The 25,362-nt window shown below is 32.9% G+C and carries 29 protein-coding genes; 20 read left to right on the top strand and 9 right to left on the bottom strand.

What is annotated here, in order from left to right:
* On the top strand, positions 1 to 1,024 hold a 1,024-nt coding region (locus ACGH6S_RS07285; RefSeq protein ID WP_411578997.1), incomplete at its 5' end, for a hypothetical protein.
* A 357-nt stretch (positions 1,025 to 1,381) separates the two neighbouring features.
* Here the strand turns inward: ACGH6S_RS07285 and pdxT are convergent.
* On the bottom strand, positions 1,382 to 1,981 hold the full coding sequence (gene pdxT / locus ACGH6S_RS07280) for a pyridoxal 5'-phosphate synthase glutaminase subunit PdxT (RefSeq protein WP_174798148.1): 600 nt from the start codon (positions 1,979 to 1,981) through the stop codon (positions 1,382 to 1,384).
* A complete protein-coding gene (gene pdxS, locus ACGH6S_RS07275) occupies positions 1,981 to 2,868 on the bottom strand; it encodes a pyridoxal 5'-phosphate synthase subunit PdxS (protein WP_411578541.1) in 888 nt (295 codons plus the stop codon). The genes pdxT and pdxS overlap by 1 nt, the downstream gene beginning before the upstream one ends.
* 202 nt (positions 2,869 to 3,070) lie before the next feature.
* Between pdxS and ACGH6S_RS07270 the strand changes: the two genes are divergently transcribed.
* The gene (locus tag ACGH6S_RS07270) at positions 3,071 to 4,474 is read left to right on the top strand and encodes a PLP-dependent aminotransferase family protein (protein ID WP_411578542.1); all 1,404 of its coding nucleotides are present in this window, start codon (positions 3,071 to 3,073) and stop codon (positions 4,472 to 4,474) included.
* Between the two features lie 24 nt (positions 4,475 to 4,498).
* Here the strand turns inward: ACGH6S_RS07270 and ACGH6S_RS07265 are convergent, their stop codons facing one another.
* Positions 4,499 to 5,257 (bottom strand): IclR family transcriptional regulator, encoded by a 759-nt coding sequence (locus ACGH6S_RS07265; protein ID WP_411578543.1) that lies wholly within the window; start codon positions 5,255 to 5,257, stop codon positions 4,499 to 4,501.
* A gap of 212 nt (positions 5,258 to 5,469) precedes the next feature.
* Here ACGH6S_RS07265 and ACGH6S_RS07260 point away from each other — a divergent pair, with 212 nt between their 5' ends.
* The 5 genes from ACGH6S_RS07260 to ACGH6S_RS07240 all read left to right on the top strand — a co-directional run bounded on the left by ACGH6S_RS07260 (position 5,470) and on the right by ACGH6S_RS07240 (position 10,219).
* Entirely contained in the window at positions 5,470 to 6,360 is an 891-nt protein-coding gene (locus tag ACGH6S_RS07260) for a dihydrodipicolinate synthase family protein (protein ID WP_411578544.1), read from the top strand.
* An 18-nt stretch (positions 6,361 to 6,378) separates the two neighbouring features.
* On the top strand, positions 6,379 to 7,347 hold the full coding sequence (kdgT, locus tag ACGH6S_RS07255; RefSeq protein WP_411578545.1) for a 2-keto-3-deoxygluconate transporter: 969 nt from the start codon (positions 6,379 to 6,381) through the stop codon (positions 7,345 to 7,347).
* 4 nt (positions 7,348 to 7,351) lie between these two features.
* Complete coding sequence (fucO, locus tag ACGH6S_RS07250) at positions 7,352 to 8,503, top strand: lactaldehyde reductase (RefSeq protein ID WP_411578546.1); 1,152 nt, start codon at positions 7,352 to 7,354, stop codon at positions 8,501 to 8,503.
* Positions 8,504 to 9,183: 680 nt separating this feature from the next.
* On the top strand, positions 9,184 to 9,447 hold the full coding sequence (locus ACGH6S_RS07245; protein WP_034914233.1) for a SemiSWEET family transporter: 264 nt from the start codon (positions 9,184 to 9,186) through the stop codon (positions 9,445 to 9,447).
* A 418-nt stretch (positions 9,448 to 9,865) separates the two neighbouring features.
* The gene (locus ACGH6S_RS07240) at positions 9,866 to 10,219 is read left to right on the top strand and encodes a DUF1161 domain-containing protein (RefSeq protein ID WP_085164780.1); all 354 of its coding nucleotides are present in this window, start codon (positions 9,866 to 9,868) and stop codon (positions 10,217 to 10,219) included.
* 71 nt (positions 10,220 to 10,290) lie between these two features.
* Here ACGH6S_RS07240 and asnA read toward each other — a convergent pair whose 3' ends face one another.
* The gene (gene asnA, locus ACGH6S_RS07235; RefSeq protein WP_085164779.1) at positions 10,291 to 11,283 is read right to left on the bottom strand and encodes an aspartate--ammonia ligase; all 993 of its coding nucleotides are present in this window, start codon (positions 11,281 to 11,283) and stop codon (positions 10,291 to 10,293) included.
* A gap of 575 nt (positions 11,284 to 11,858) precedes the next feature.
* Between asnA and ACGH6S_RS07230 the strand changes: the two genes are divergently transcribed.
* On the top strand, positions 11,859 to 13,346 hold the full coding sequence (locus ACGH6S_RS07230; protein ID WP_411578547.1) for a hypothetical protein: 1,488 nt from the start codon (positions 11,859 to 11,861) through the stop codon (positions 13,344 to 13,346).
* 750 nt (positions 13,347 to 14,096) lie between these two features.
* Here the strand turns inward: ACGH6S_RS07230 and ACGH6S_RS07225 are convergent.
* Both ACGH6S_RS07225 and crcB read right to left on the bottom strand, forming a co-directional pair.
* The gene (locus ACGH6S_RS07225) at positions 14,097 to 14,495 is read right to left on the bottom strand and encodes a cell division inhibitor SulA (RefSeq protein ID WP_065589978.1); all 399 of its coding nucleotides are present in this window, start codon (positions 14,493 to 14,495) and stop codon (positions 14,097 to 14,099) included.
* Positions 14,496 to 14,601: 106 nt separating this feature from the next.
* Entirely contained in the window at positions 14,602 to 14,979 is a 378-nt protein-coding gene (crcB, locus tag ACGH6S_RS07220) for a fluoride efflux transporter CrcB (RefSeq protein WP_296318041.1), read from the bottom strand.
* 165 nt (positions 14,980 to 15,144) lie between these two features.
* On the opposite strand from crcB, the gene ACGH6S_RS07215 reads away from it, so the two are divergent.
* Positions 15,145 to 15,753 carry a riboflavin synthase subunit alpha gene (locus ACGH6S_RS07215; protein ID WP_085164774.1) on the top strand — a complete coding sequence of 203 codons (609 nt, stop codon included), beginning with the start codon at positions 15,145 to 15,147 and terminating at the stop codon, positions 15,751 to 15,753.
* 383 nt (positions 15,754 to 16,136) lie between these two features.
* Here ACGH6S_RS07215 and comJ read toward each other — a convergent pair whose 3' ends face one another.
* The 3 genes from comJ to ACGH6S_RS07200 form a co-directional block, all read right to left on the bottom strand.
* Positions 16,137 to 16,619, bottom strand: a complete 483-nt coding sequence (gene comJ / locus ACGH6S_RS07210) for a competence protein ComJ (RefSeq protein ID WP_296301329.1) — start codon at positions 16,617 to 16,619, stop codon at positions 16,137 to 16,139.
* Positions 16,620 to 16,942: 323 nt separating this feature from the next.
* On the bottom strand, positions 16,943 to 17,377 hold the full coding sequence (locus tag ACGH6S_RS07205) for a hypothetical protein (RefSeq protein WP_174798154.1): 435 nt from the start codon (positions 17,375 to 17,377) through the stop codon (positions 16,943 to 16,945).
* Positions 17,378 to 17,455: 78 nt separating this feature from the next.
* On the bottom strand, positions 17,456 to 17,956 hold the full coding sequence (locus ACGH6S_RS07200; protein ID WP_174798155.1) for a CPCC family cysteine-rich protein: 501 nt from the start codon (positions 17,954 to 17,956) through the stop codon (positions 17,456 to 17,458).
* Between the two features lie 131 nt (positions 17,957 to 18,087).
* On the opposite strand from ACGH6S_RS07200, the gene ACGH6S_RS07195 reads away from it, so the two are divergent.
* The 11 genes from ACGH6S_RS07195 (at position 18,088) to ACGH6S_RS07145 (ending at position 25,254) form a co-directional block, all read left to right on the top strand.
* On the top strand, positions 18,088 to 18,540 hold the full coding sequence (locus tag ACGH6S_RS07195; protein WP_174798156.1) for a hypothetical protein: 453 nt from the start codon (positions 18,088 to 18,090) through the stop codon (positions 18,538 to 18,540).
* A 185-nt stretch (positions 18,541 to 18,725) separates the two neighbouring features.
* A complete protein-coding gene (locus ACGH6S_RS07190; protein ID WP_174798157.1) occupies positions 18,726 to 19,319 on the top strand; it encodes a hypothetical protein in 594 nt (197 codons plus the stop codon).
* An 86-nt stretch (positions 19,320 to 19,405) separates the two neighbouring features.
* Positions 19,406 to 19,783 carry an Imm8 family immunity protein gene (locus ACGH6S_RS07185; protein ID WP_085164763.1) on the top strand — a complete coding sequence of 126 codons (378 nt, stop codon included), beginning with the start codon at positions 19,406 to 19,408 and terminating at the stop codon, positions 19,781 to 19,783.
* A 200-nt stretch (positions 19,784 to 19,983) separates the two neighbouring features.
* On the top strand, positions 19,984 to 20,448 hold the full coding sequence (locus ACGH6S_RS07180) for a hypothetical protein (protein WP_143422057.1): 465 nt from the start codon (positions 19,984 to 19,986) through the stop codon (positions 20,446 to 20,448).
* Positions 20,449 to 20,508: 60 nt separating this feature from the next.
* A complete protein-coding gene (locus ACGH6S_RS07175; protein ID WP_411578548.1) occupies positions 20,509 to 20,868 on the top strand; it encodes a hypothetical protein in 360 nt (119 codons plus the stop codon).
* 147 nt (positions 20,869 to 21,015) lie between these two features.
* The gene (locus ACGH6S_RS07170) at positions 21,016 to 21,501 is read left to right on the top strand and encodes a hypothetical protein (protein WP_411578549.1); all 486 of its coding nucleotides are present in this window, start codon (positions 21,016 to 21,018) and stop codon (positions 21,499 to 21,501) included.
* 40 nt (positions 21,502 to 21,541) lie between these two features.
* The gene (locus tag ACGH6S_RS07165; RefSeq protein ID WP_085164759.1) at positions 21,542 to 21,853 is read left to right on the top strand and encodes a hypothetical protein; all 312 of its coding nucleotides are present in this window, start codon (positions 21,542 to 21,544) and stop codon (positions 21,851 to 21,853) included.
* A 127-nt stretch (positions 21,854 to 21,980) separates the two neighbouring features.
* On the top strand, positions 21,981 to 22,862 hold the full coding sequence (locus ACGH6S_RS07160) for a hypothetical protein (RefSeq protein ID WP_085164756.1): 882 nt from the start codon (positions 21,981 to 21,983) through the stop codon (positions 22,860 to 22,862).
* A gap of 282 nt (positions 22,863 to 23,144) precedes the next feature.
* The gene (locus ACGH6S_RS07155) at positions 23,145 to 23,537 is read left to right on the top strand and encodes a DUF2750 domain-containing protein (RefSeq protein WP_085164754.1); all 393 of its coding nucleotides are present in this window, start codon (positions 23,145 to 23,147) and stop codon (positions 23,535 to 23,537) included.
* A gap of 63 nt (positions 23,538 to 23,600) precedes the next feature.
* Positions 23,601 to 24,722 carry a hypothetical protein gene (locus tag ACGH6S_RS07150; RefSeq protein WP_411578550.1) on the top strand — a complete coding sequence of 374 codons (1,122 nt, stop codon included), beginning with the start codon at positions 23,601 to 23,603 and terminating at the stop codon, positions 24,720 to 24,722.
* A 172-nt stretch (positions 24,723 to 24,894) separates the two neighbouring features.
* Positions 24,895 to 25,254, top strand: a complete 360-nt coding sequence (locus ACGH6S_RS07145) for a hypothetical protein (RefSeq protein WP_085164747.1) — start codon at positions 24,895 to 24,897, stop codon at positions 25,252 to 25,254.
* The last annotated feature ends 108 nt before the right edge of the window (positions 25,255 to 25,362 follow it).

The following is a 25,362-nucleotide window of genomic DNA, read 5'->3' as shown; positions in this document are numbered from 1 at the left end:
TTTCAAATTATTATCAAAATTATTCCGAAAAGTTCCGTTAGTATTGATATTGTTATTATTGTCTTCTTTATGGAATGTACAGGCGAATGGCAAAAAGGTTCGAACGGGTAATCGTAGTGATGCAATACTGCTACCGTCGGCAGTTATCCATTATGCAAGGCCGAATCTATTTTTGGGTAATGACGAATACGCAGGTCCAGCTGACATATGGAATCCTAAGAAGGGCTTCCTAGTTCAATCAATCGATCCTAAATCATACAACCTCAATTTTCCAACTACAGGAGCGCATAATTTATATTTTGATTTACTTATAACAGGAATAGATGTGAGAGACTTGACATGGGAACCGGTCACGCATGAGGGAATTACAGCAACAGTGACAAATGTTGTAGCTAATAATGACTATTGGATTCCTTGGGAGGATTTTGCAAAAGTTGTCGCCCGTGTTAAGTTAACAGGTCCAGAGGCCAGAAATCAATGGGATAATCCAAATCCTAGCCGAATTGCTGTACCAAAGTTACCGCAAACGTTTGAGTTAGTGGGTAGAGATAGATATGGCATTGAGGTAGTAAAATATGGATTTGTGTTGAGGCAGTGGTTCGTCGTTCGGGATAATCCCAATGGATATGTTAATGGTAGACGTCATAATGACCAGTTAGCATGGTGTAATAATATAGGCTACCGGATGCCAAGGATCAGGGATTTAACTAACGCGGCAGGTCCTGTAGGCGCCAGCCCATCTTCATCAGATAATAATTACATGCGCTATATTGGTGCAGGCTTTTTTTCCGAGTGGGGCAGCATGTACGGCTACACTGGTGCTAGCTTTGTCGACAACCGCTACTGGACGAGCGATACCGACGACAACTACTGGATGAGCGATACCGACGACGACTACTGGAAGGAAGCTGCTAAGGTTAAGGATAGCCACCCGTTCACTGTGGGCTCACACTTTGGCAACTTCTATGGGTACTTCCCGTTTTACAGCACTTATGTTGTTTGCTCCTTGGACCTTAGACCTTAGTCCTGAGGTCGCCGAGGCCAATATTTAGAAACACCTATTTTGATACTTTAACTATCATAAAATTGTTTACCGCCGTGTAGGCAGTTTAGAAAACCCACGAACAGTTTCTCCCCGCATTTCTGGCGTTCACTGCCGTGTAGGCGGTTTAGAAAAGTATTCAAATCAAAGCGCATTCATAGAGTGCGTTTACCGCCGAGTAGGTGGCATATAAATCAAAAAAGCCCTCAGACGAGGGCAGTGGATGTCTACCGACAGAATAGCTGGCTATGGTTATTAGCTGTGTTCAGAAATTTTATTGAACGCTTAAGCTAGTCATTAATAATCCATTATCAACAATATAAAATAAATATTAATAAATTAATTACAACATTTCTCAACAAAGTAACGCATAATTCGATTATCGACGGTTAGTTCGGGATGAAATGAGCAAGTCAAAATGTTATCTTGCTGCGCCATTACACAATGATTATCAATAAAAGCTAGCTGATTGACTTGCTCACCAGCTTTTGCAATATATGGAGCACGAATAAATACTGCTGGAATTTGCTCACCAATAGTTGGTATATCTAACATTGTCTCAAAGCTGTTAATTTGCCGACCAAAACCATTGCGTTCAACGCAAATATCCATCAAATCTAATAATTCGACTTCGTTATGAGTTGTCGTTTTGCCACAAAGCACTAGCCCAGCACAAGTACCTAAAATTCCTTTGCCTTGTTTAGCAAATTGTTGAATGGGCGCTAAAAGCCCATTTTGTTTAATTAATCGACTAATTGTGGTCGACTCTCCGCCGGGAATGATTAAACCATCTAAATTAGCTAATTGTTCCGGTTTCTGAACTAGTGTTGCTTGTACATTATCAATACTATTTAGCATCAAAATATGCTCACTAACTGCTCCTTGTAAGTTGAGCACACCAATGTACTTAACATTGCTTAGTTTGGATGATTTTGCCATTACCAACCTCGATCTTGCATTCTTTCTGATTGAGCAAGTGTGCTGATTTCAATGCCTTTCATGGCTTCGCCTAATTCTTTTGATAATTCGGCTAATCGTGGATAATCATTAAAATAAGTAGTAGCTTGCACAATGGCTTTGGCAAATTTTTCTGGATTTTGAGATTTAAAAATGCCCGATCCAACAAAAACACCATCAGCACCTAGTTGCATCATAAGTGCTGCATCGGCAGGGGTCGCAACGCCACCAGCGGCAAAATTCACAACTGGTAACTTACCTAGTTGTTTTACTTGTAATACAAGTTCATAAGGTGCGCCAATTTCTTTAGCAAAAGTCATTAGCTCATCTTTTGATTTTCCTGTTATCAAACGGATTTGCTCATTGACTTTACGTATATGGCGAACAGCTTCAACAATATTCCCTGTTCCTGGTTCGCCTTTGGTACGTAACATTGATGCTCCTTCACCAATTCGACGCAGTGCTTCACCCAAATCACGACAACCACAAACAAAAGGCACGGTAAATTCATCTTTAAGAAGATGGTACTGTTCATCGGCTGGGGTTAGTACTTCGCTTTCGTCAATATAATCAACCCCCATTGATTCTAAAATACGTGCTTCAACAATGTGGCCAATACGTGCTTTAGCCATAACAGGTATGCTAACAGCATTCATGACTTGTTCAACAATAGTAGGATCTGCCATTCGAGCGACACCGCCAGCTGCTCGAATATCTGATGGTACTCGCTCTAAAGCCATTACCGCAACTGCACCAGCTTGTTCGGCAATTTTAGCTTGTTCAGCATTAACAACATCCATAATTACGCCGCCTTTTTGCATTTGTGCCATACCACGTTTAACAGTCTGTGTTCCTGTAATTTGATTCATTTTTTACTCCTAGTTGAAAATTGGCCTTGTTTGAAAAGTATTATTCAAAAAGAAACAGTTAGACGAAACAGCCAATTGGACTATAATAAAGCCATCCAATTTTAGGTTTGTTGATGTTACTATAAAAATTGCTCAGATAGAATATTGATTTTATTTAATTTTTAATGTATTTTCTAAAAAAAACAAGTGTCTAAAATAAAATATGTGGCAAAAACAAAAACTAACCCAATTTGAAGGATCACTTTTTCAACAATTGACTCACTTAATTGAACATTATATTGAGCAAGGAATTTTGATTGCTGGCGAAAAGTTACCTTCAGAAAGGGAGCTAGCTAAAATGTTACAGATTAACCGCTCAACTGTAGTACATGCACTGGAGCTGTTGACTGAACGAAGCATACTACTTCGACGTCGAGGCAGTGGCACTTATGTCAATAATAAAAAATGGGGCGTGCAAACCTATTCATCGATCAATTGGCGTTTACCAGCCCATTTTTATCGAGATAAAAAATCATTTTATCAACAAAAAGTGGCACAAGTGCGTGCGCAACAAGTGCATATTTGCGATCTGGCTAATGGTGATTTGCCAACTAATTTAATTCCCAAACTCCAGCTACCTGATACCTCGTTAAATGAATTGATTATGCATGAAAAAAACAGCGATGCATTACAATTAGGTTTACCATCGCTTAAAGCTCAAATTGCAACTTACATGCAAACTCAGTTTTCTATGCAAGTTGATATTAACGAAATTTTAATTACATCGGGCACGCAACAGTCGTTATTTCTTATTACACAGGGTTTACTTAAGCCAGGAGATGCAGTTGGAATTGAATCTCCTTCCTATTTTTACTCTTTACCTTTGTTTCAGGCTGCTGGATTACGTTTATATGGTATTGAATGTGATAATGAAGGTATTACCCTTGAAAGCCTATCAAATTGCGTACAACAACATCAAATAAAGTGGTTATTTTTGAATCCTATATTTCAAAACCCAATGGGCTTTGTTATGAGTAATAGACGAAAACAGGCAATTGTTGCATTTTGTCGTTCGCAATGTATAGGTATTGTTGAGGATGACGCCTATAGCAGTTTAGCGTTTAAACCAAATTTGCCAGTATTGCCCATAAAAAAATGGGATCAGCATAATCAAGTTATCTATTTAGGATCGCTATCAAAATATATAGGAGGAAATATTCGTATTGGGTGGATGGTGGCACCGCGTAATATTATCAAAAATCTGTCCAATATTCGGCAACACATTGATTCGGGGTTAAGTATATTGCCGCAATTATTAGCTCAAGAATATCTACAACATCATCACACTGTCCATCAACAACAGCTACGGCAAACGTTACAAATCAAAGCAGAGCAGTTAATGCATTGGTTGGATTGCTATTTCGGTGGTGAGATTACTTATCAACCTCCACTAGGTGGCTTTCATTTATATGCGCATTTACCTGTAAAAACGGTAGCGCAAGAATTAGCTGTGCTTAATAAACTGTTATCAAAAGGAGTGACGGTATCGCAAGGGGCTGACTTTGGCGATAATTTAGGAACAATTAGATTAAGTTATGGGCATTTTGAACGGAAAGTAGTTTGTTAGCTCAGCAGCTTATTACCATGATTATTAGCTTTTAATTTTGTCGGATAGTATTTTTGTTGCAGCTAACAAATATTGAACAAATTCGTTTATTCTTTCATTTGGCATTTGGAACCGAACCCCTGATGTGCTAATGGCTGCAATGACTTTGCCATTTTTATCATAAACAGGGGCGGCTAAGCAGGTGACTTCGTCAAAGTCTTCACCATTATCAAATGCCCAACCTTGTTGACGTATTTTTTGTAGCTCTTTTTTGTAAGCTGTTTTTGTGGTGATAGTATTTTGTGTTTTTATAGTTAGATTTTCGTTTGGGAACAAGTCATCAATGCGTTGTTCTGGTTCCCAAGCTAAAAGCACTTTACCCAGTGCAGAACAGTGTAAAGAAAGTTTGCGACCTAACCAGCTTTTGACTTGAATGGCACTAGGACTTTCAACTTTGGCTAAGTAGATGGCTGAATTACCGTCTAATACACCTAAATGGCAGGCAAGTTGTGTTTTATCCCGTAAAAATGAAAGTGGTTCAAGGGCTAAATCTTTTATATTAAATTGTTCGATTGCCTTATTACCAAATTCATAAAAAACAAGGCCTAAAAAATATTTTCCTTCGTTTTGTCGTAATAATCCGTTAGTTACTAAGCTAGCAAGTAGTGCCGAAGTTGAGCTTTGAGGTAAAGATAACCCTTGATAGATTTGTGTATAGGTTGCACCATCGTGTTTTGCAATAAAGTGAAATATTCTGTTTGCTTTATCTATGGCAGGGGCTTGGGTTGTTATTTCGGTTGTCACAAATTACGCTCATGTGTTGAAACTATTGTAATTATAAATATTTTTTTTATTTTCAACAACAGCAATTTCATTTTTACTTAATATTTGATCGTTATCACATTCTTAACAAATAGTTACTCATTTATGTCTTAATTAAGTTGAATCATTTTATTTACGATTATATATTGAAACAAACATCAATATTATGTTGTAAAATTTAATTAGGAGTTATTATGAAACATTCTCATCCATACTTTGGGGCTATTTGCCCTGCTATCACACCATTTAACAGCCAAAATAAAATCGATTTTGCGGCAATGGAAAAACACTACAAAATGCTAACTAATGCAAAAATAAACGGTATTTTAGTTATGGGGACTATAGGGGAGTTTGTCACTATGACTATTGATGAACGTTTAGAAATTATTAAACAAGCTCATCAATTCACTGATTTACCTTTGATTGTTAATGTATCAACCACTGTTGTTGATGATATGGTCAAACTTGCTGATGCAGCATTTGATGCTGGTTATGGCGCTGTAATGGCGTTACCTCATTACTATTTTGCACAAACATCAAATCAACTGTATGAATATTATAAATATTTAGACTCTAAATTTGCCAGCAACTGGTTTATTTATAATTTCCCTGCTAGAACAGGTTGTGACGTTGATTCACAATTGGTTACTCGATTAATGACTGATTTTCCAAAATTCATTGGCATTAAAGATACAGTTGACTGTGCATCGCACACCCGATCTATCGTTTTAGCTGCGCAAAAAATCCGTAAGGACTTTGCGGTATTTTCTGGTTTTGATGAGTATTTTGTACCAAATTTAATGAACGGTGGTGCAGGGGTTTTGTCTGGTCTTAATAATGTGGTTCCTGAGCTTTTTGCTAATGTAATGACGGCTTTTAAACAAAATGATTTTAATGAATTAATACAGTTACATAAAGAAATCAGCCGATTATCTAACATTTATAGCATTGGCGATGATTTTGTAACTACTATTAAAGTCGCAGTTGAACAAAAACAACATTATTTAGAACCAATATCGCGAAATTTTGGTGGAAATCTAAATAATGAACAAGTTACAAAAATAAAAACACTTTTTAATTACTAATTAAAAGAGAGCTCACTTATGAAAATTAAACAATGTATCGACAAAGTGCCAGGAGGCATGATGTTAGTACCTCTTTTTTTAGGTGCGTTATTACATACTTTTGCTCCTGGGACTGCTAAATATTTTGGTTCTTTCACTAATGGTATTATTACAGGTGTTGTACCTATTTTGGCGGTTTGGTTATTTTGCATGGGAGCATCAATCAATGTCAGTGCAACTGGAACAGTATTGAAAAAATCAGGCACATTAGTTGTGACAAAGCTAGCAGTAGCATGGGCATGTGCCTTTATTTTTACTCAAATATTGCCTGATAATGGCTTAGTCAAAACGGGGTTTTTTGCTGGATTATCCGTTTTAGCGATTGTTGCATCGCTAGATATGACTAACGCGGGTTTATATGCGTCATTGATGCAAGAATATGGCACAAAAGAAGAAGCAGGTGCGTCAGTATTAATCTCAATGGAATCTGGACCTTTAATGACCATGATCATCCTTGGTTCTGCGGGTTTGGCATCGTTTCAACCAGAACATCTAGTTGGAGTATTAATTCCCTTTATTGTTGGATTTATATTAGGAAACTTAGATGAAGACCTCAGAAGTTTATTCAGTGTAGGAACAAAAACACTAATTCCTTTTTTTGCTTTTGCATTAGGTAACACCATTGATTTGGCTGTTATTTTTAAAACAGGATTATTAGGCGTGTTTGTTGCTATTTTTGTTATTGTTGTTTCAGGCATACCACTTATTTTGGCAGATATATTTATTGGTGGTGGTCGTGGAGTTGCTGGAATTGCCGCATCGGGTACTGCTGGTGCAGCTGTTGCAACACCGTTTTTAGTGGCCGAAGTTGCACCAACCTTTGCCGAGGCTGCACCAGCAGCAACAACACTTGTTGCTGCATCAGTCGTAATAACCTCGATTGTGGTTCCTATCATCACCTCTTTATTTAGTAAGTATATTGCCAAAAATATTGAAATTAAGGAGTAATAGTATGGCTTATCGTATGATATTAAATGAAACTTCGTACTTTGGTGCAGGTTCAATTCATCATTTGATTGATGAGGTAAAAAAGCGCCATTTTAAAAAGGCGCTTGTCGTTACCGATAAAGATCTTATTCAATTTAACGTCGCCACTAAAGTCACCAATTTATTAGATGAATTTGGTTTGAGTTATGATATTTTTGACGAAGTGATTCCAAATCCAACGATTAATATCGTAAAAAAAGGCGTAGAAATTTTTAAACAATCAGGTGCGGATTATTTAATTGCTATCGGTGGAGGGTCACCACAAGATACAGCAAAAGCAATTGGTATTATTATTAATAATCCACAGCATGCCGATGTGCGTAGTCTAGAAGGGGCAATTAATACCGAAAAACCAGCAGTTCCAATTATTGCAATTCCAACTACAGCAGGCACAGCAGCCGAAGTTACCATTAACTATGTTATTACTGATGAAGAAAACAAACGTAAATTTGTTTGTGTCGACCCGCACGATATTCCTGTTGTTGCCATTATTGATAGTGAAATGATGGCATCAATGCCTGCTAGTTTAAAAGCTGCAACAGGTATTGATGCATTAACTCATGCTATTGAAGGCTTTATCACTAAAGGTGCATGGGAACTATCGGATATGATGCATTTAAAAGCGATAGAAATCATTAATCGGGCATTACGTGCGTCAGTTAAAGGTGACCCCAAAGGGGTAGAGGATATGGCTCTTGGGCAATATGTTGCTGGAATGGGATTTTCTAATGTTGGTCTTGGACTTGTGCATGGTATGGCTCATCCTTTAGGCGCTTTTTATGGAATACCTCACGGTGTCGCTAATGCTGTTTTATTACCTCATATAATGGAATTTAATGCTGAATCAACAGGTGAAAAATATCGTGACATAGCCAAAGCAATGGGATTGAATGATATTTTAAATCAAACAATACAAGAGGTTCGTAAACATGTTGTTGAAGCAGTTAAACAGCTCAATAAAGATGTTGGTATTCCAGCCAAATTGCGTGATATTGGTGTTAAAGAACAGGATATTCCCGAACTTGCTAAGGCTGCATTTGCCGACGTTTGTACTGGAGGCAATCCACGCGATGTTAATGAAAAAGATATTGAAATGCTATATCGCCATGTTTATTAGTTATTAATAAACATTTAATAATTTGTATTTTATAAAAATAAATTCTTGGCCTATTGCGGTAGTTCATTTGTTGTGGTTTATGACTATCGCCTTTTTGTAGATACTTTAGCTTTACTATTCGGTCTACTCTTCAATTGTATTATTCTATTTAGGTAAAATATATTAATTTATCTGCATAGTGAAGAAGTAAAAAAACACTTGCTTTTTTAGATAAAATAAAATTGATTTTTTGGTAGTTTAATATTTAATCTTTTTAATAAATATATTAATAATCAATTAATTGCAGAGTTATCAACAGGTTTATTCAGTACTTATTAAGTCATAAAGTGAATAAATATCTTAAGTCCCTTTTTTAATTATCCGCAAATAAACCACACTCAAAAAAGCTCAATAGGCAATTGAGCAAAATATCACCTTTTAACCAATTATTGAAATTAGTTTTTCCTTGTTATTTGCTTTTGTAACGCAATGCAAACAAATGAAAAATTTTTATAACATTATGATTAAATATAAAATCACTTATAAATAACATTAGGGATTAATTAAAAATTGGCTAATTACTTACCTTTTTTTAACTATACTTTACCATTGAACCAAATATGTTAGTTTACTGCCACTATTCTAACTCGTTATAATTACAAGCATCAGGTAAAAACCAGAAACGATATTAGGAGACTATTTTGCATCTTTCATCTAAGGCTTTTCGTATTTTAGGTATTATCGCTACAGTGGCGTCATTAGGGATGTATGTTTCTTATATTCCACAAATCATCGATAATTTGCATGGATTGAAAACAAACCCAATTCAACCATTGGCCGCTTCCATTAACTGCTCGCTATGGGTCTGCTATGGGCTGCTACAAGAAAAGAAAGATTGGCCACTAGCAATTGCTAATTCGCCAGGAGTAATTTTTGGGTTAATTGCTTTTTTTACTGCTCTATAATTTACATAATATCATTATGTAACAAGTAATCAGTTGCTCTTATATTATCGCTTTTTGGGTAGCATTTTTATTGTTTGAGTTCATAGTAAATTTCAACAAGAATTGTAAAAAAAGATTTTTTTTGTTATCAAATTAACTCAAAAATTGTTCAGATTAATATTTAATCATTTAGAAAATTATTTAATAATTAAAATGTTATTGAGTTATTAACAGGTTTGTTAAATACTTATCAAATTGTACAGTGAATAAATCAAGTTAATCGATTTGCTTTAATATTACCGACAAAATGATAGATTTGTTGAAATTTGCAATTATGCTGGCAGATTATTTTTAAGTACATCTTAAAAGAAGATAGACAGACTAATAGATAGTTTTATAATGCATCCAAAAATCAAATAACCGTCAAAAGGGAAAGAAAATGAAAAAATTAATCGGTATATTTTTACTTAGTTTACCCATGTTGGCTGTAGCTTCAAATTGTGATGAAATTAGTGCTAATATTGCTGAAAAAATCAAAAACAACGGTGTTGATCCTTCACAATTTCAGTTAAAACTTGAACCATCTGATAAATCAGAACAACAAATTGAAGGTAAAATTGTTGGTTCATGCGATCGTGGTCAACAACGTATTGTTTATGTTCGTTTGGATGGTTTAGCAACGCAAACACAAACTCAGCCAGCTAATACAAAAGATGAAACTGAAAGCCGTAATGATAAAGCAGAACCATCAATAAACACCCCAACCGAATCAACACCAGTCGAAGGTAAATGACCCGTTAAAAATTAATTATGTAATTTTTGCAGAAAAATAGGGAGTAATGCCCTATATTTATATGTTTGTGACTAGAGCAAATGGCTATAATTTGCTTTAACCTCTTCGTCCCATACACTTGATTGTACTTGACCAATGTGTTTTTGTTGTAAAAGCAACATAACCAAACGCGATTGCCCAATTCCACCACCAATGGTTTGCAACAAATCGCCATTAATTAATGCTTTATGCCAAGCAAGCTCTAAACGATCTTCGTCATTTGTTAGTTTTAATTGACGTTTTAACGTTTCTGGATTGACACGAATCCCCATTGATGAAATTTCCAATGCGCTATGCAAAATTGGATTCCACACTAAAATATCGCCATTTAAGCCATTAGATCCTAAATCGTTTTCACTGCTCCAGTCATCATAATCAGGTGCACGAGCATCGTGCTTTTCATTATTTGATAATTTACCGCCAATACCAATTAAAAACACAGCTCCAAGCTCTTTAGTTATTGCGTTTTCACGCTCTTTTGGGGATAAATTTGGATAGCGTTTTAATAACTGCTCACTATCGATAAAGGTGATAGATTCGGGTAAAAATTGTGAAAGATGATACTGTTGTGAAACAATTTTTTCGGTCGCTTTAATGGCAGCATAAATATTTTCGACCGCTTGTTTTAGATAAGTTAAATTGCGATCTTCTGGACGAATTACTTTTTCCCAATCCCACTGATCAACATAAACTGAGTGAATTGGCGAAAGTTGCTCCTCGTCTGGGCGTAATGCTTTCATATTAGTGTAGATTCCTTCGCCAACTTTGAAATGGTGATCGCTCAAGATTTTACGTTTCCATTTAGCTAGTGAATGTACCACTTCATATTGTGCATTAGGTATTGCTTTTACCTTAACTTGCACTGCGTGCTCAGTACCTGAAAGGTTATCTTGAATACCATCGCCAACTTTACTTAGTAACGGAGCTTGCACTTCGATAAGTGATAAACGCTCGGCAAGTTGCTCAGCAAAAAATTGCTTAACAAAGCTAATTTGCTGTTGCTGCTCTTTAAATGATATCGTCATGTTTACGCTCTAATCATTTATTTAATTTTCAGTGTATCAGTAAAGTAAACTAGATGAGTGAATTTTGCAAGATGAAGATAGAAAGGTAAAGCATTGACTTGTTTAAATTGAATAAACGTTTGATTTTGCTAAAAAATAAAATTTAAAAACTTCAATAAAATCAATTGTCTACCTGAGCGATTTTAGAACAAAACATACTTATAGCGCCATAAAGTTAATATGCTTGTCTTATCACAACATCAAAATACATGATCACTAAGTTAGGTTAACACGCCAAACTGGCGGTTTTGTGTTTTGGCGGTTAGTAGTGATATTAAGTATTAAAAATAAAAAGTTAATTTATCATAAACTTAACATTATATTTTGCTAAAAAATTGACTTATTGCTAAAGCTGAATCATTTCTATCTTTACATTTCTTTACAAAAAAGTAAGCTCAAGAACTAGCCAACTATTTTTTTAACGGCTATACTTCCATCGATTTAGGAAAACAAGCTTATTTAACAAGCTAATAAATATAAAACAAAACAATAAAACAATAAAACAATAAAACAATGTACTTGATGGATGAATCGTAATGCAATATCATTTTTGCCACAAGACTTGGCAAGCCTATGTCTTAAATTTATCGAATAATTTTATTCGGCGAGTGTTTGCTCAAAACTTATTTATATCTCTGAAATTATCTACAAAATCATTTTTAAAAATTCAATTGGTACTGGCGCCGTTGTTGTTACTGCCGTATTCATTGGAATCGCAGGCATTATCGGCCACTACATCGAATACCATTCAAGGCACTGCACCCTATTTAACGCTTGATGATGGTGTCACTAAAGAGACTAATATAGATGGCTTATTAGCTATTAAGTTATCAGACGGTCGAACATTTACACCACAAAATAATCCCTCATCACCGGCAGCACCAATTAAGGTACCTGTAGAGTATACTTGGGGTAATATTAATATAATAGTTCCGCCATTAAGTGAGTACTTCCATATGAATGACTTGGTGGCACAAGGTAAATTGCGTGATGATGATGGAGATCCTATAGAGACAAATGGGGGTATCCTTCTGTCTATCTTTGATAAAAATGGTCGATGGATTAATAGTGATCGTAATAATAATAGTAGGTTAACGATATGTAATGCACCTTATGCGGTGAGATTAGAGAGTCCAGAGGTTTATTTATTTACTATGTATGGTGACCCATATTATAGTAAACTCGAAGGAGGTACAGTAACGTATTACATTAGTCCAAATACCGTCCCTCAAATCTGTTCTGTAAAGCCAAATCTTGGTGGTCTGGATGGTCTAGGTGACATATGGAATTATAGGGACGGATTTTTCGTTCAATCAACTAATCCTGATTTATACAACCTAAATTTCCCGACCACGGGTGCGCACAATTTATATTTTGATTTACTCATAGGAGGAGTAGATGAAAGTCAGTTGACTTGGTCGCCAGTTACACACGGGGGGATCACAGCGACAGTAACGAAAGAAGTGGTTACTAATGGGGGGGGTGAAAAAGTTGTAACGCGCGTTAAGTTGACAGGGCCAGCGGCAAGTGATAGTCAAAAAGAGTCAGATAGTCCAGGTCTAATTGCCGTGCCAAATTTACCACAGGTATTTGAATTAGAGGGTCGAGATAGTAGTGGTAATGTAGTAGTGAAATATGGATTTAAGTTAAAGCAGTGGTTTGTTGCACGAGGAAACAAGTTAGGGACATTTTCTGAGCAAGAATCTTGGTGTAATAGCATAGGTTATCGTCTGCCTCGGATAAGCGATTTAACTAATGCGAAATGTGGTATAGATGATCGTTTCCCATGTGTAGAAGACATAAATGGCGCTACTCCTTTATCAATAGGTAATTATCCTCAGAGACGAATAGGCGCTGGTTTATTTACCGAGTGGGGCGCACTGATTGGTGGATATACCGATGCTGATTTCGGATTCCCGCATTGGACGAGTGATATAATGGGAAGTAATCCGTTTCTTGTATACGAAGGCACGGTTTCTAGATCTGATGGGGTTTGGGATGCTTCTGCTATTTGCACGTTTTAGTGGTTAGTTCAGTTTTAAAGCACAGGGATATTTATGGCGTTAATCAAGGACAATCTAGCCAAGAACTAAGCCGTTGCTCGATGGAGCATCGGCTGGCAAAACCAGTTGGCCTTAAGCTTTAATAACTTAAAACCAAAAAACGCCCCGACTAATAAGATTTAAAAATTTGCGCTTTTGTTATTAACCAGTTGTTATTAAACGACTGTTATTAAATAATAAAAGCGCTTTTCTTGAAAAATAAAGCCACAATAATAAAAAAGAATATAATCTATAAAGCATTGATTTTAATTAAAAACATAGATTGGACTATGAAAGCAAATAGTCTGATTATTCTTTATTAACTACCTTATTATTAACGTATCAAACTTAAATTAAAGTAACACATCTTTGGAAAATAACCGTTTTAGGCGTAGTACAACAGAATACTTTAAAATGGCTGATTGTAGTAGCAAGGCAAAAAATTTTAATTACTAAGTAAATTCTATTTGCCAAAAAAATCGTTATTGTAGATTAATTACCCATGACGGCGATTGGAAAGGTTGCTCGAAAAAAACTGTGTCAATTGCTATTATAAATTACTATTATTAACAACTATCAAAAAAAGCTGAACATTGCTAAATGCTCAGCCCTGATTTTTTATACATCAAATACTTAACTTAATTTTTATAGTGGTATATTAGTTTATTAAACATTTTAGATTTGCTTTCTAAAATTAAAAAATATGCTTTTATTTAAATAATATGTTTGTTTTTAATGATATTGGATAGATTGTTCACTTTGCTCATCGTGTACTAAAAGTAGACAAGTATCACTTAATGATACGGCTTTTTGTAAACGTGCTTTGTCTTGTTCATTAAGGTTATTGATACAAGCAACTATATAGCTACAGGTTTTGTATTGTAAGACTTTTTCAATGGTTGATACTAGGTCTTCATTATTTAAATTTGCTAGATGAATCACTTTGTGTTTATCTAACCCTGCAGTATTAACCCATGAACGTTTTAACATTGGTCGGTCAGAAAGCCATAATTGCCATTTTTTAGCTTTATTAAGTGATTTTAATAAAGGGCGTTGTTGTTGTAATACTTGTTGAAAAGGGGACTCAAAATTAATAGCCATAAGTTGTTGTGTAGAATGTTCAATAAGCATAATAACCTCTGTACTGTTTTTCTATACAGTGTATATTAATACAGTATTTTGAGGTTGTAAACTCTATTTATGATTATTTTTTATGTGATTTATTAATTGAGTTATTTTAAGAACGCAAATATTGATACGATAAAATACCTAAATATGTCATTAAAACTGAACCAATTACATGAATCAATATTGTTGCTAAACCCCAATATATTCGACCGTCTTGTAAAAAGTTAACCACCTCGGCAGAAAAGGTTGAAAAAGTTGATAAGCCACCACAAAAACCTGTTATTACCAATAACCGCCATTCAGCAGAAAGGTTAGAGTGATTAAAAAAGGCAATTGCAAAGCCAATAATATAGCCAGCAACTAAATTAGATAGCAATGTACCTAGTGGAATAGTAAAAGCAATAACATTGAGTTTAAGTGATAAGAACCAACGCATTAATCCCCCCGCTACTGAACCGACAGAAATGGCTAAAATCAGTTTTAACATAATGATATATCCTTGACTATACTTTGAAATATGAATTTGTTATCGCTATAGATACTAAGTGATCGGAAAATATATAAAACGATCATACCAGTAGAAAATAGAAATAGGAAATCCTAATCAGATTGAGATAGAATATTCAATATTAAGAAAATTTGAGGTATATCTATGTTTACAGGCATTGTTCAAGGCGTTGGTCAGATTATTGATATTGTTGATCAAAATAAATTAAGAACATATAAAGTTAAATTACCGCATCAATTAACTAATAAAATTGAAATAGGGGCGTCGATTGCCAATGATGGATGTTGCTTAACAGTAACGGGGGTCGATAAAGATATCGTGTCGTTTGATATTATGGAAGAAACCCTTGCATTAACGACATTGGGTGATAAAAAAATCGATGATTTTGTGAATATTGAGCGTAGCGCTAAATATGGTGATGAAATTGGTGGTCATGTGATGTCTGGGCATATATCTTGCACTGCAACTATTGTTGATATTCAAAAAACTGCCACAAATTGTGAGATGACATTACAATTGCCGAAAGAATTTATGAAATATGTATTATATAAGGGCTTTATTGGCATTGATGGTGCAAGCCTAACAATTGGGCAGGTAAAAGAAGATCGTTTTGCTATTCATTTAATCCCTGAAACGTTAGCTATTACCACGTTAGACGCTAAAAAAGTCGGAGATAAAGTTAATATCGAAATTGATTCCCAAACTCAAGCCATTGTTGATACAGTTGAACGGGTATTGGCAGCAAAAAATTGATAATATTTAATTTTGATTCTCGATTAATTTGAGAAAAATATTATTAGATTATTATCGAGTAACTGGTTTATTTTAATTAAGTATTTTCGTTAGTTTAACCTGAAATCAATGGTCTACCTGAATGTTTTATTAAAATAGGTAATAATCTTTTATAACGTTTGGAGACCTTTGATTAGTAGTTAAGGTATATCGACAATTTAATACCAACAAAATTTAATTTTATACTTAAATACTGTTTATATTTAAATGCTTTTTTTACTTAAACATATAGTTACCTGAAAGTTTTTGACAAGATTTTTAACATTTCCACCACAGACAAAAACAATTTAGTTCTTATTGGTTTATTTTTATGCTTTGATTAGTGTTAATTAGGTTGAAGATGGTTATACTTTACCCGATTGGAGCATTTTTCCTTTTTTGCCACCCCATTGGTCATCAATAATGTAGTGAGCTGTGATTGGTACAAGTGCAGGTATAAAGGTAAATTTATAAAAAACTTCATCACCTTCGCAGATTTCATAATACAGTGAATATAATGGTGCATCTAATTGTAGGTTAATAGTAAATTTTTCTGTGGCAGAGGCAACCTCAATCGTATTTTTGGGATGTGTGTAAAAGGGAACAACAATGCATCGTTGGGTTTGGTTATCCATTGTAAAACTATCTGATAAGGTTAAAAAAACGTTTGCACCGAAAACATCATCAGGTAATGGGTCAAAAATGACATAATCCTTATGAATAACTGCACCTTGTGCAATATTTTGTTTACCCCATTGCGATAATTCTTCACTGTATGGTCTAGATCTGACTAAAATTTGACTATGAGATATTAATAAATCTACAACCTGTTGTTTGTTTTTCTCCATCAGAGATATTCCTTTACATACCATAAAATCATCAAATTAAATGTAGGAAATTGCCAGATTGTTAATATCAAATTATAAAAATAATTCGCAAATAATAATGTATAAGGCATTTACTTAAAATTGCTTTATGTGGTTTAACCATTTTGTAAAAATTAATAAGCCATCTAGGCTTTTGTTTTCTATTTTTCTTTTGGATTTTTGAATATTGGCTGATTATGCCATATCTTTGTTAAAGCATATATTACTTTTTCGGGTTTCTCATTTATTTTAGCCTCATGTGTTATTTGGCGTTATTTGTATGGGTAAAAACAATATAATAAATCTTATTTAGTTAAAATAAGATTTATTGGGTTATTTAATTCAATCACTATTTTGAAATCGGCACTTGATTCCACTATAAGAAAGTGATTTGGCAATTCAGTTGCATTAATGAATGGGTTTGATGTTTCGAAATAGATCACCCATTTTAAATCATCTTTAGGCGTTAAGTAGGCAATAAACCCTTCTGAACCATAACTTCCTTCACCTAAAAAGCATTGATTACCATTAGTTATGGTAATTTTTTTTGTGATATCTATATTAGTGATATTATCAGGATCTTTATCCAAAAAAAGATTAAGGTTGAATTGTTTCCCTTTTTTAATTAACAATTGGGGATAAAACTGGGCTGAAAGGGATATCGATTCACCAGTAGAAAAGTAAATCCCGTCTTTTATAGGTAATGTTTGTTTATTCCATAACGCTAATATTTTTGTCATCTAAGCACTCTTTTATATGTTAATCTCCAAAAGCGTGGTTAATTTATTGCATAATCAAACCTAGATTTGATGCAAGTATTATAAATGTCTATTAGCTAATTTATACGAAATATTTGTTAACGTAGCTTTTTGTTTGTCGAATATTGCTTTATATTTGCTTAATGTTGAGTGATTAACTGCACTATAATGGTTTAGTTCATTATTTTGTGTGCCGTCATCTTCCCAATAGCATAATGGACAAACATCGTATTGTCCTTGATGAGTTAAGGTTAAATAATGGCAACAAGGGCATGCATGCAAGATATCTTCGTCCCCTATAATGGTAATAGGTTCACGGTATAAAGCACTAATATATTGTTTTAAATATTGATTAGAATAGCCTTTCAATTTAATGCCAACAAAATAGCCTAATAAAAATTGCTCAATGGCATCATCATAAATATTGTTATATGCTAAAGGTTGGCCTTCTTTATCAAGATAATTTGCAAAGAGTATATTTTCAATATCCTGTTTTGTGGATTGTGTAATCATTTCGATAGCTAACAGTGTTAAAGCAAGTTTTCGGCTGAGTGTTTTCATTGGGTTAATGTAAATAATGAAATGATAAATCGTCTAATTTATCAGATATATAGTTTTGTTACTATCTGGCTTTTTATTTTATGCTTATGATAAATGAAAAACAGGGACAATAAAAAGATAGAATGTTAAATATGGGAAAATTAAATATTGATCTTATTGATATTATTAACAATGGTGGCTTTTTGAAGTGCCTTTCTGCTTTAGCGAAAGATGCTTTTTTTCGACATTGCCGAATAGAAACAATGAAATCAGCCATTTTGTACACGGCTAAAATCGGGCTTTTTGATATAGAAGTAGGTCTTGATAAAAAAGAACATAGTGGCTATGAACTCATTAATTTATCTGAAGATAACCATGAAGTTAGTGGTATCGCTATCCATGATACTTATGGAATAATGAAAACAAATTTTAATGCTTTATTATCAGCTAATATTATCCAATTATTGCCTGAGCATACAGTAAACCATATAGATAATATAGAACAAATTGAAATCCACTTCTGTAGTGGAAGCACTATAATTTATCAGCAAGCTGACTTATCGCCTGCGGTAATATCCAATACATTAAAGGGCGTCATTTTTTGAATTGGAATAATGTGTGATTTGTTTATCGTCATCAATTACTATATGATTATTATTGATTATATAAGGAAAAAATAGAGATAACATTTCAAAAGAAGATCTCAAAATTTAATCAATTAAAATTGAGTCACATGAAAAAAAAGAAATGTTGCCCTTGATCTGTTGCGATACCCAAAAGGTAATAAAAAATGAATTCTATCGATATTATAAAAAGCTATTTGGCAGGCTCGCTTTCTCCACAGGATTTTCAAAAAGAACTTTATTATAATAAGGATATTGAAGATCTTCTATCTGAAGAGAATCAAATTCCCCCCTATACCAGCAGATATAAAAACGCATTTTTATATCTTATTGAAATTGATATTTTATTGCCATCAGGTGAACTCGATAGTAAAGATTTACTTTCAAAGTTTCTCGCTAAAAGAAATATTAACTTCTCGTTAAATAATGAACATAAAAAAAAGTATGATCTATTTATGAAAATTCAGCCAAGTTGGTTAAATTTAACTGAACCATACTTTAATTTAATCATGAATAAACATCGGGATAAAGTTGGAGTTGAATTAGAAAGAGCGTTAAAATTAGAAATTAAGAAAGATTTTAAGTTTTTAAAAAATAGACCTAAATGGCTTCAATCCCCAAACTGGCCAACCGTAGATAACAAACCGTTAATTTTTATAGGTCAATTAGATATAACCCAAATTAGCCATGATATATCCTATTTATATATATTTTTAGATGAAAAGAAAAATACATATATGACTTTTGAGCAATCAACATAAACAATAACTAACTGGCAACACGGCGATATGATTTAATAATAATTCTATCGGGTTGCCATAACTAGCAAAATCTCAAGCGATATATCATGAATAAATTAAAAATTAGGCAACAAAAATTTGAAGTGAAACATTACTGGTCCCCAGATATACATGATCCTTGGCGATGGAAGCCAGAAGACAATGCAGTATTTTACTTATTAGAAATGAATATTGGTATTACAGGAAAGGATGAAACAGATATTTATTCAATTATTATTGCCACTCCAGAAGGGATAATGAATTTAAATAACGATAGAATGCAACAACCTAAATTATATAAAATGTTGTTACTATACCAATACGATTGGAATAAGGTTAGACGCACAATAGATCAGCAGCTTGCTTTGATAAATCCCACTGATGAAATACAAGCCTTGGATAAATTAGCCAGTAGTTTTTATTGGGAATATGATGGTATGAAATAACCCTAAAAAAATATGCTAATTATGAATATGTGGTGATGAGTAATTAGCACAATTTATTAAGTGATCCTTTATAGCGGTTTGAGTAAAAATAGTTCGGTTGAGACTGAGCCTAATGGGAACGTGCAAACTAAAACCAGCATTCATGTGGATTGCAAAAGTGAAGTACATAAGTATTCCATAAAATGGGAGTTTTAATATTAATGCATATTCAAAGAGAAAAGATCTTATATGCACTTCAAAAAGCATATGGCGATTTAAGCAACCCAGATTTCCATTTCGTGATGGAATCCTATAACTCCCTAAAATATAAATGTCTACTAAATGATATCCATGCTTTATTTAAAGTAGAAGATAATACTGATTTAAACTATGACGTATGTATATCGCTAAAATTTAATTATCATAATAAATCAATGTATTTATATTTATCTTTAGTATCGGCCTATGCCTTTTTATTTTATGAAAATAAAGTTATTGATTGTAATGATGATATTTATCAAATATTGCCTGAACTGATTGATATATTACATGATTATCATTTTGTGTTGTTAAACAAAAATGAGCTTTTATATACCTTTGATATAAATTCCTCGGCTTTTGGTTTCGAGGATAAAAAAGCATCAGTTTTAGCACTGTTGTTTTCATTCGGTTTATCGGTCAATTAAAAATAATAATTAAACTACATGACGACAGCTTGGGAATAGTCGAAATAGGAGAAAAATAAAATGCCAGAAGTAAACAATCAGGCAATTGAAACAATCTATGGAGAAATATATGGAAGAGACGCTTTAATATTAAAAGACATCATATTTGATATGTTTCCACTGGAATTAAAGGTAGTAGCTTCTTTGTGGTTACCACATTGCCAACCCAGCAGAGGATTAGAAGGCGAGGCTTTAATCTGTTTTAAATTTAAAAATATAAAAAGTTTAACTATTACGATGATTGAAGAATCAAAATATCAGTTGGTACAAAAATCTTGTTTCGATAAAGTATTTGATAAGGAACAAGATGAACATTATGTTTTAAGTACTTATGATCATATTTTTGATGTGATTGGTCAATGTGAAGTAAGCTACAAATAGTTATTAACGTTTGTAATAATTTGGAAGGAAAATTGGCTGATAATATGGTTGTACATCATAAAAACCCATTATTTCGTCAATAATAAAGATTTACACAAGTATCCTAAAAGAATATCCCTTATTTGGTACTAATTAAAAGAGGTCGGTATGAATTTATTCTGCGATAATTGTAATAAAGCATTTATAGCATCAGAGGAGCAAGACCGATTCATCTTAGTTTCTCGTAAAAAAAACATGAAATTCATTATGATACAGTGTCCTTATTGTTTTATGAGTTATGCTTTTAATCCAATGCGGTTAACTAACCTAGACAATAAACAAATCCCTGTTGTTAATGGGTTAAGATGCCCTAAAGAAACATGTACGGGTATAGTATCTTATATTGAAGATATCCCTCCATTTTTTGGGTGTGGTGAATGTGGTAACGTCTGGTTAAAAAAAGAAAATTTGTATGATGATATTAAAAATATAATATCTAAGTATCCTTATAGAAAACATGCATATAATATAATAAACGGCGAATATTTACCTGTTCTAGATAAAGAAATTCCACCATGCTATGATGAGCAAGTCAGTTTAGAGTGGAATAATGAAATAAATAAAGACGATGGTTGTGATGATGGCAGAAAATAGCCAGATACAATTTATTGTAAATAATAATTGGAGATTATGAATGAAAACTATAAGAGGAATTGATAATTTGTTCCGTATTTATAAAAATTTGAATGAACCGTGGTCTTTTTTTGTAGAACCTGAATTTATAAATGAGATCAATTGCATTAAAAATGCCAATTATTACATTGCAGAGACGGAAGATGAATTTGATGAAATGGATGATTCACCTGATAAATATGATGCATGGTTAGAATATCCGATATTTCAAGCCATTATCGATAATAAACTTGAACATCATCCTAATGCTACAAAAAAAGATTTATTAGATGCTATTATTTATTACCTTGAAAATGATGATTTTTTGGATTAATCCAAAATGGGAAGGTCAAAAAAAGGTCTTTCCGTTTTTAAGCAAAAATCTGTAGTAGTAAAATTTACCGTTGTTAACCGCATTAATGTAGTCTATTTAAAACAGTTTTTATCGCTAAAGAGAAATTATGAAAAAATTTTTAGAATTACTAAATAAACAAGGTATAAAATACCTCATTGAAGACAATAAGATCACAGTTGATGGTAATTTAAATCTAAGAAATAAAGGAATTAAAGCATTACCTGAAAACTTGTTTGTTAACGGGGATTTGATTTTAACTTATACAAGAATTGAAGCACTACCTAAAAATTTTTCTGTTAGTGGTGATTTAGATTTAACAAATACAGAAATCAAAAAATTACCTGAAAATATACTTATTGGTGGCTATTTATATTTAACAAATACGGAAATCAAAGCATTACCTAAGAATTTTTCGATTAGTGGTAGTCTAAATTTAGCAAAAACAAACATAACAGCACTACCAGAAAACCTATCTGTCCAAGGTGATCTCAATTTAACAGTGACAAACATCAAAATGCTACCCGAAAACTTATCAGTTGGTGGGAATTTATACTTAGGATTTACAGAAATAGAAGCATTACCAGAACACTTTTCTATTAAAGGTGATTTGGATTTGAAATTTACCAAAATGACTAGGTTACCTGAATACTTATCCGTTGATGGTCACTTAAACATCGAATCGACAGAAATTCAAGAATTACCCGAAACTTTATCTGTTGGTCGTGGCATATATTTGGATATAGATCAAATACAGAATATAGCTTATCGTAAAACTAGCGAAGATAACTCGCAAATTATTTTTGCTTGTTGGGTTAATGGCTCATTTGCAATCCAAGCAATGGAATTTTTTGGTACACTTGCCGATTTTGAAAAAATGGTTGATGAAAACTATTCTGAAGAAAATGCGATAAAATACAAAAAAATGGCGAATGAATGTATCAAAGAGCTGAGTACAAAGCTTAATAAACCGTTACCGATAGTAAATTAAGATAAAATAAAAAACACTCTACCTTGATTAGTCCAATAAGATCGGCAAAATGACTACAATGCCGAATATTACTAAATAATGTGAACTGTCCTCATTTTAGTGGACAGTCATTTCAAATCACTCTTTAATTTAATTTTATTTTAAAATTTAACAGGTTATAAAAAAACACGGATATCAATATACTGTATTTCAATACTCTAATTTATACAAATTTTCAACATTGACATGATAATTATTATTATCTATGCTTGCCAAACGTAGCAAAAAATATGAGGACTAATTATGAAAGTATCAGCCAAAGAAATCGAAGCTATGTCAAATAAAGGTAGCAAAGAGAGATACATTTATTCTATAAAAAGAATTGTTGATAACGAAAAAGCTTGGGTTTTGGATTATGATGGTTTTGCCTTGAGTGGCATAAATGGTGACAATAGTGAAGTTCTTATATTATGGCCAGCTCGTGAATATGCTGCAAATTGTGCTATAGATGGTTGGGAAAATTACAAACCAAAAGCATTATCTCTTGATTATATAATGGATGATTTATTGCCTAAATTATCATCAAAAGGGACTCAAGTCGGTATTTTCTCAGTTCCGGGGCTATCTAATACTCCAGTTGTTGATGCTGAAAGTTTACTGCTTGATTTAGAACACGAATGTAGTAATTATATGTAATTTTATATTGATATCAGGATAAAAATAAAATTATCACAACCTTTATTATTTATGCGAGATATAATGGAAAAGTTTTTGGAGTTATTAAACAAAAAAGGCGTAAAATACTGTATTAACGATAATAAAATCATAGTTAATAATAATTTAAATTTAACAAAAAAAGGAATTTGTGTATTACCCGATAATTTATTGATTAACGGCGATTTGATTTTAGCTTATACAAAAATTGCAGCACTACCTAAAAATTTTTCTGTTAGTGGTGATTTAGATTTAACAGATTCAGCAATTCAATTATTACCCGACAATTTATCTGTAGGTGGTAGTTTATATTTATCGTTTACACATATCAAAGAACTGCCTAACAATCTATCTATTGGCGGTGATTTATATCTAGGAAATACAGACATTCAATCATTACCAGAAAATTTATCAATTGGTGGCGATTTAGATCTTGTCTTTTCAGAGCTCAAAGAATTACCTGATAACCTATCGATTGGTGGTAATTTAAATCTAGAAAATTCAGAAATTGAAATACTACCAAGAAATTTATCAGTTGGTGGGGATTTATATTTAATCAATAGTCAGATCAACAAATTATCTGAAAACTTATTTGTTGGTGGCGATCTAGATTTAGCCTATACAAATATTCAATCATTACCTGAAGGCTTAACAGTCGGTGGTGATTTAGATTTAAGAAATACAAACATCAAACAACTACCCGAAAAATTTTCTGTTAGTGGTTATTTAAATTTAAGAAATACAAAAATCCAAACATTACCAGAACATTTATCTGTAGGCGGGTATTTAAGTCTAGCGAATACAGAAATTCAAGCATTGCCTAAAAATTTATTTGTTGGTGAACATTTAAATATACAGTCAACCAAAATCACATCATTACCCGAAAACTTATCTGTTGGTCGTGGCATACATTTGGATATAGCTCAAATACAGAATATAGCTTATCGTAAAACTGGCGAAGATGACTCACAAACTATTTTTGCTTGTTGGGCTAATGGAGCATTTGCAATTCAAGCAACGAACTTTTTTGGTACACTTGCAGATTTTGAAAAAATGGTGGATGAAAACTATTCTGAAGAAAATGCGATAAAATACAAAAAAATGGCGAATGAATGTATCAAAGAGTTAACTATAAAGCTTAATAAACCGTCACTGAGAGTAAATTAAGATAAGTTAAAAAAGCAAATCTTCTTAATTGACTCAATGATATCGCCAGATAAAGTAATATTATACCAATCACATTCTTCTATATGATTAGGTAATAAGCGCTTTAGATATTTACGATAATATTGTTGATTTAAAGCAATCTATTGTTTAAAACAAACTAAGCTGCTAAAAAATGAATATACAACATATAGAAACAGCTGATTGCAATATCTTGGATACTAAAATATTTTCTCATAAAATTAAGATATATTTTGCATCAGTTTACCAATTAGAGACAAAACAACACATAACTAATGTTTGTTTATCGATTTTTAATTGGTCATTTTTTGAAGCAAATGTTTTTATCGTTAATCATTTGAATAATCGCTTTGAACAGAAAACGTTATTCAAACATGAATTAGAGTTTTTTGAATATATTCAGAAAATATCGCTTGAACAAAATAATTTTATATTACAAGGATACAGTAAAAAATCTGGCAACTGGCTAGAGTATCGTTTCATAGATAGTGATTTTTGCTTGACCATGTTTTAACAAAAATATAGCTGCGCATGTAATAACTATGCAACCGTTTTTGTAATGCTATAAGCATTGATAAAAAAATAAATTAATTGTCTGACAAAAAGCTTAAGTGATCTATGG

Origin of the sequence: Gilliamella sp. BG3 (assembly GCF_046635605.1) — a bacterium.
In the GTDB taxonomy this organism is placed as follows: Bacteria; Pseudomonadota; Gammaproteobacteria; order Enterobacterales; family Orbaceae; genus Gilliamella; species Gilliamella bombi.
Note: the sequence above shows the minus strand (reverse complement) of the source record. Positions and strands in the feature narration are given on the sequence as shown.

Excerpts from the sequence above, each read along its gene's own strand:
- fucO (WP_411578546.1), top strand. The coding sequence starts at position 7,352 with ATGGCTTATCGTATGATATTAAATGAAACTTCGTACTTTGGTGCAGGT.
- pdxT (WP_174798148.1), bottom strand. The coding sequence starts at position 1,981 with ATGGCAAAATCATCCAAACTAAGCAATGTTAAGTACATTGGTGTGCTC.
- ACGH6S_RS07190 (WP_174798157.1), top strand. The coding sequence starts at position 18,726 with ATGAATTCTATCGATATTATAAAAAGCTATTTGGCAGGCTCGCTTTCT.
- ACGH6S_RS07230 (WP_411578547.1), top strand. The coding sequence starts at position 11,859 with ATGCAATATCATTTTTGCCACAAGACTTGGCAAGCCTATGTCTTAAAT.
- ACGH6S_RS07180 (WP_143422057.1), top strand. The coding sequence starts at position 19,984 with ATGCATATTCAAAGAGAAAAGATCTTATATGCACTTCAAAAAGCATAT.
- ACGH6S_RS07170 (WP_411578549.1), top strand. The coding sequence starts at position 21,016 with ATGAATTTATTCTGCGATAATTGTAATAAAGCATTTATAGCATCAGAG.
- ACGH6S_RS07205 (WP_174798154.1), bottom strand. The coding sequence starts at position 17,377 with ATGACAAAAATATTAGCGTTATGGAATAAACAAACATTACCTATAAAA.
- ACGH6S_RS07155 (WP_085164754.1), top strand. The coding sequence starts at position 23,145 with ATGAAAGTATCAGCCAAAGAAATCGAAGCTATGTCAAATAAAGGTAGC.
- ACGH6S_RS07270 (WP_411578542.1), top strand. The coding sequence starts at position 3,071 with ATGTGGCAAAAACAAAAACTAACCCAATTTGAAGGATCACTTTTTCAA.
- asnA (WP_085164779.1), bottom strand. The coding sequence starts at position 11,283 with ATGACGATATCATTTAAAGAGCAGCAACAGCAAATTAGCTTTGTTAAG.
- ACGH6S_RS07215 (WP_085164774.1), top strand. The coding sequence starts at position 15,145 with ATGTTTACAGGCATTGTTCAAGGCGTTGGTCAGATTATTGATATTGTT.
- ACGH6S_RS07200 (WP_174798155.1), bottom strand. The coding sequence starts at position 17,956 with ATGAAAACACTCAGCCGAAAACTTGCTTTAACACTGTTAGCTATCGAA.
- ACGH6S_RS07160 (WP_085164756.1), top strand. The coding sequence starts at position 21,981 with ATGAAAAAATTTTTAGAATTACTAAATAAACAAGGTATAAAATACCTC.
- pdxS (WP_411578541.1), bottom strand. The coding sequence starts at position 2,868 with ATGAATCAAATTACAGGAACACAGACTGTTAAACGTGGTATGGCACAA.
- ACGH6S_RS07195 (WP_174798156.1), top strand. The coding sequence starts at position 18,088 with ATGGGAAAATTAAATATTGATCTTATTGATATTATTAACAATGGTGGC.
- ACGH6S_RS07240 (WP_085164780.1), top strand. The coding sequence starts at position 9,866 with ATGAAAAAATTAATCGGTATATTTTTACTTAGTTTACCCATGTTGGCT.
- ACGH6S_RS07260 (WP_411578544.1), top strand. The coding sequence starts at position 5,470 with ATGAAACATTCTCATCCATACTTTGGGGCTATTTGCCCTGCTATCACA.
- ACGH6S_RS07165 (WP_085164759.1), top strand. The coding sequence starts at position 21,542 with ATGAAAACTATAAGAGGAATTGATAATTTGTTCCGTATTTATAAAAAT.
- kdgT (WP_411578545.1), top strand. The coding sequence starts at position 6,379 with ATGAAAATTAAACAATGTATCGACAAAGTGCCAGGAGGCATGATGTTA.
- ACGH6S_RS07225 (WP_065589978.1), bottom strand. The coding sequence starts at position 14,495 with ATGCTTATTGAACATTCTACACAACAACTTATGGCTATTAATTTTGAG.
- comJ (WP_296301329.1), bottom strand. The coding sequence starts at position 16,619 with ATGGAGAAAAACAAACAACAGGTTGTAGATTTATTAATATCTCATAGT.
- ACGH6S_RS07175 (WP_411578548.1), top strand. The coding sequence starts at position 20,509 with ATGCCAGAAGTAAACAATCAGGCAATTGAAACAATCTATGGAGAAATA.
- ACGH6S_RS07185 (WP_085164763.1), top strand. The coding sequence starts at position 19,406 with ATGAATAAATTAAAAATTAGGCAACAAAAATTTGAAGTGAAACATTAC.
- ACGH6S_RS07150 (WP_411578550.1), top strand. The coding sequence starts at position 23,601 with ATGGAAAAGTTTTTGGAGTTATTAAACAAAAAAGGCGTAAAATACTGT.
- crcB (WP_296318041.1), bottom strand. The coding sequence starts at position 14,979 with ATGTTAAAACTGATTTTAGCCATTTCTGTCGGTTCAGTAGCGGGGGGA.
- ACGH6S_RS07145 (WP_085164747.1), top strand. The coding sequence starts at position 24,895 with ATGAATATACAACATATAGAAACAGCTGATTGCAATATCTTGGATACT.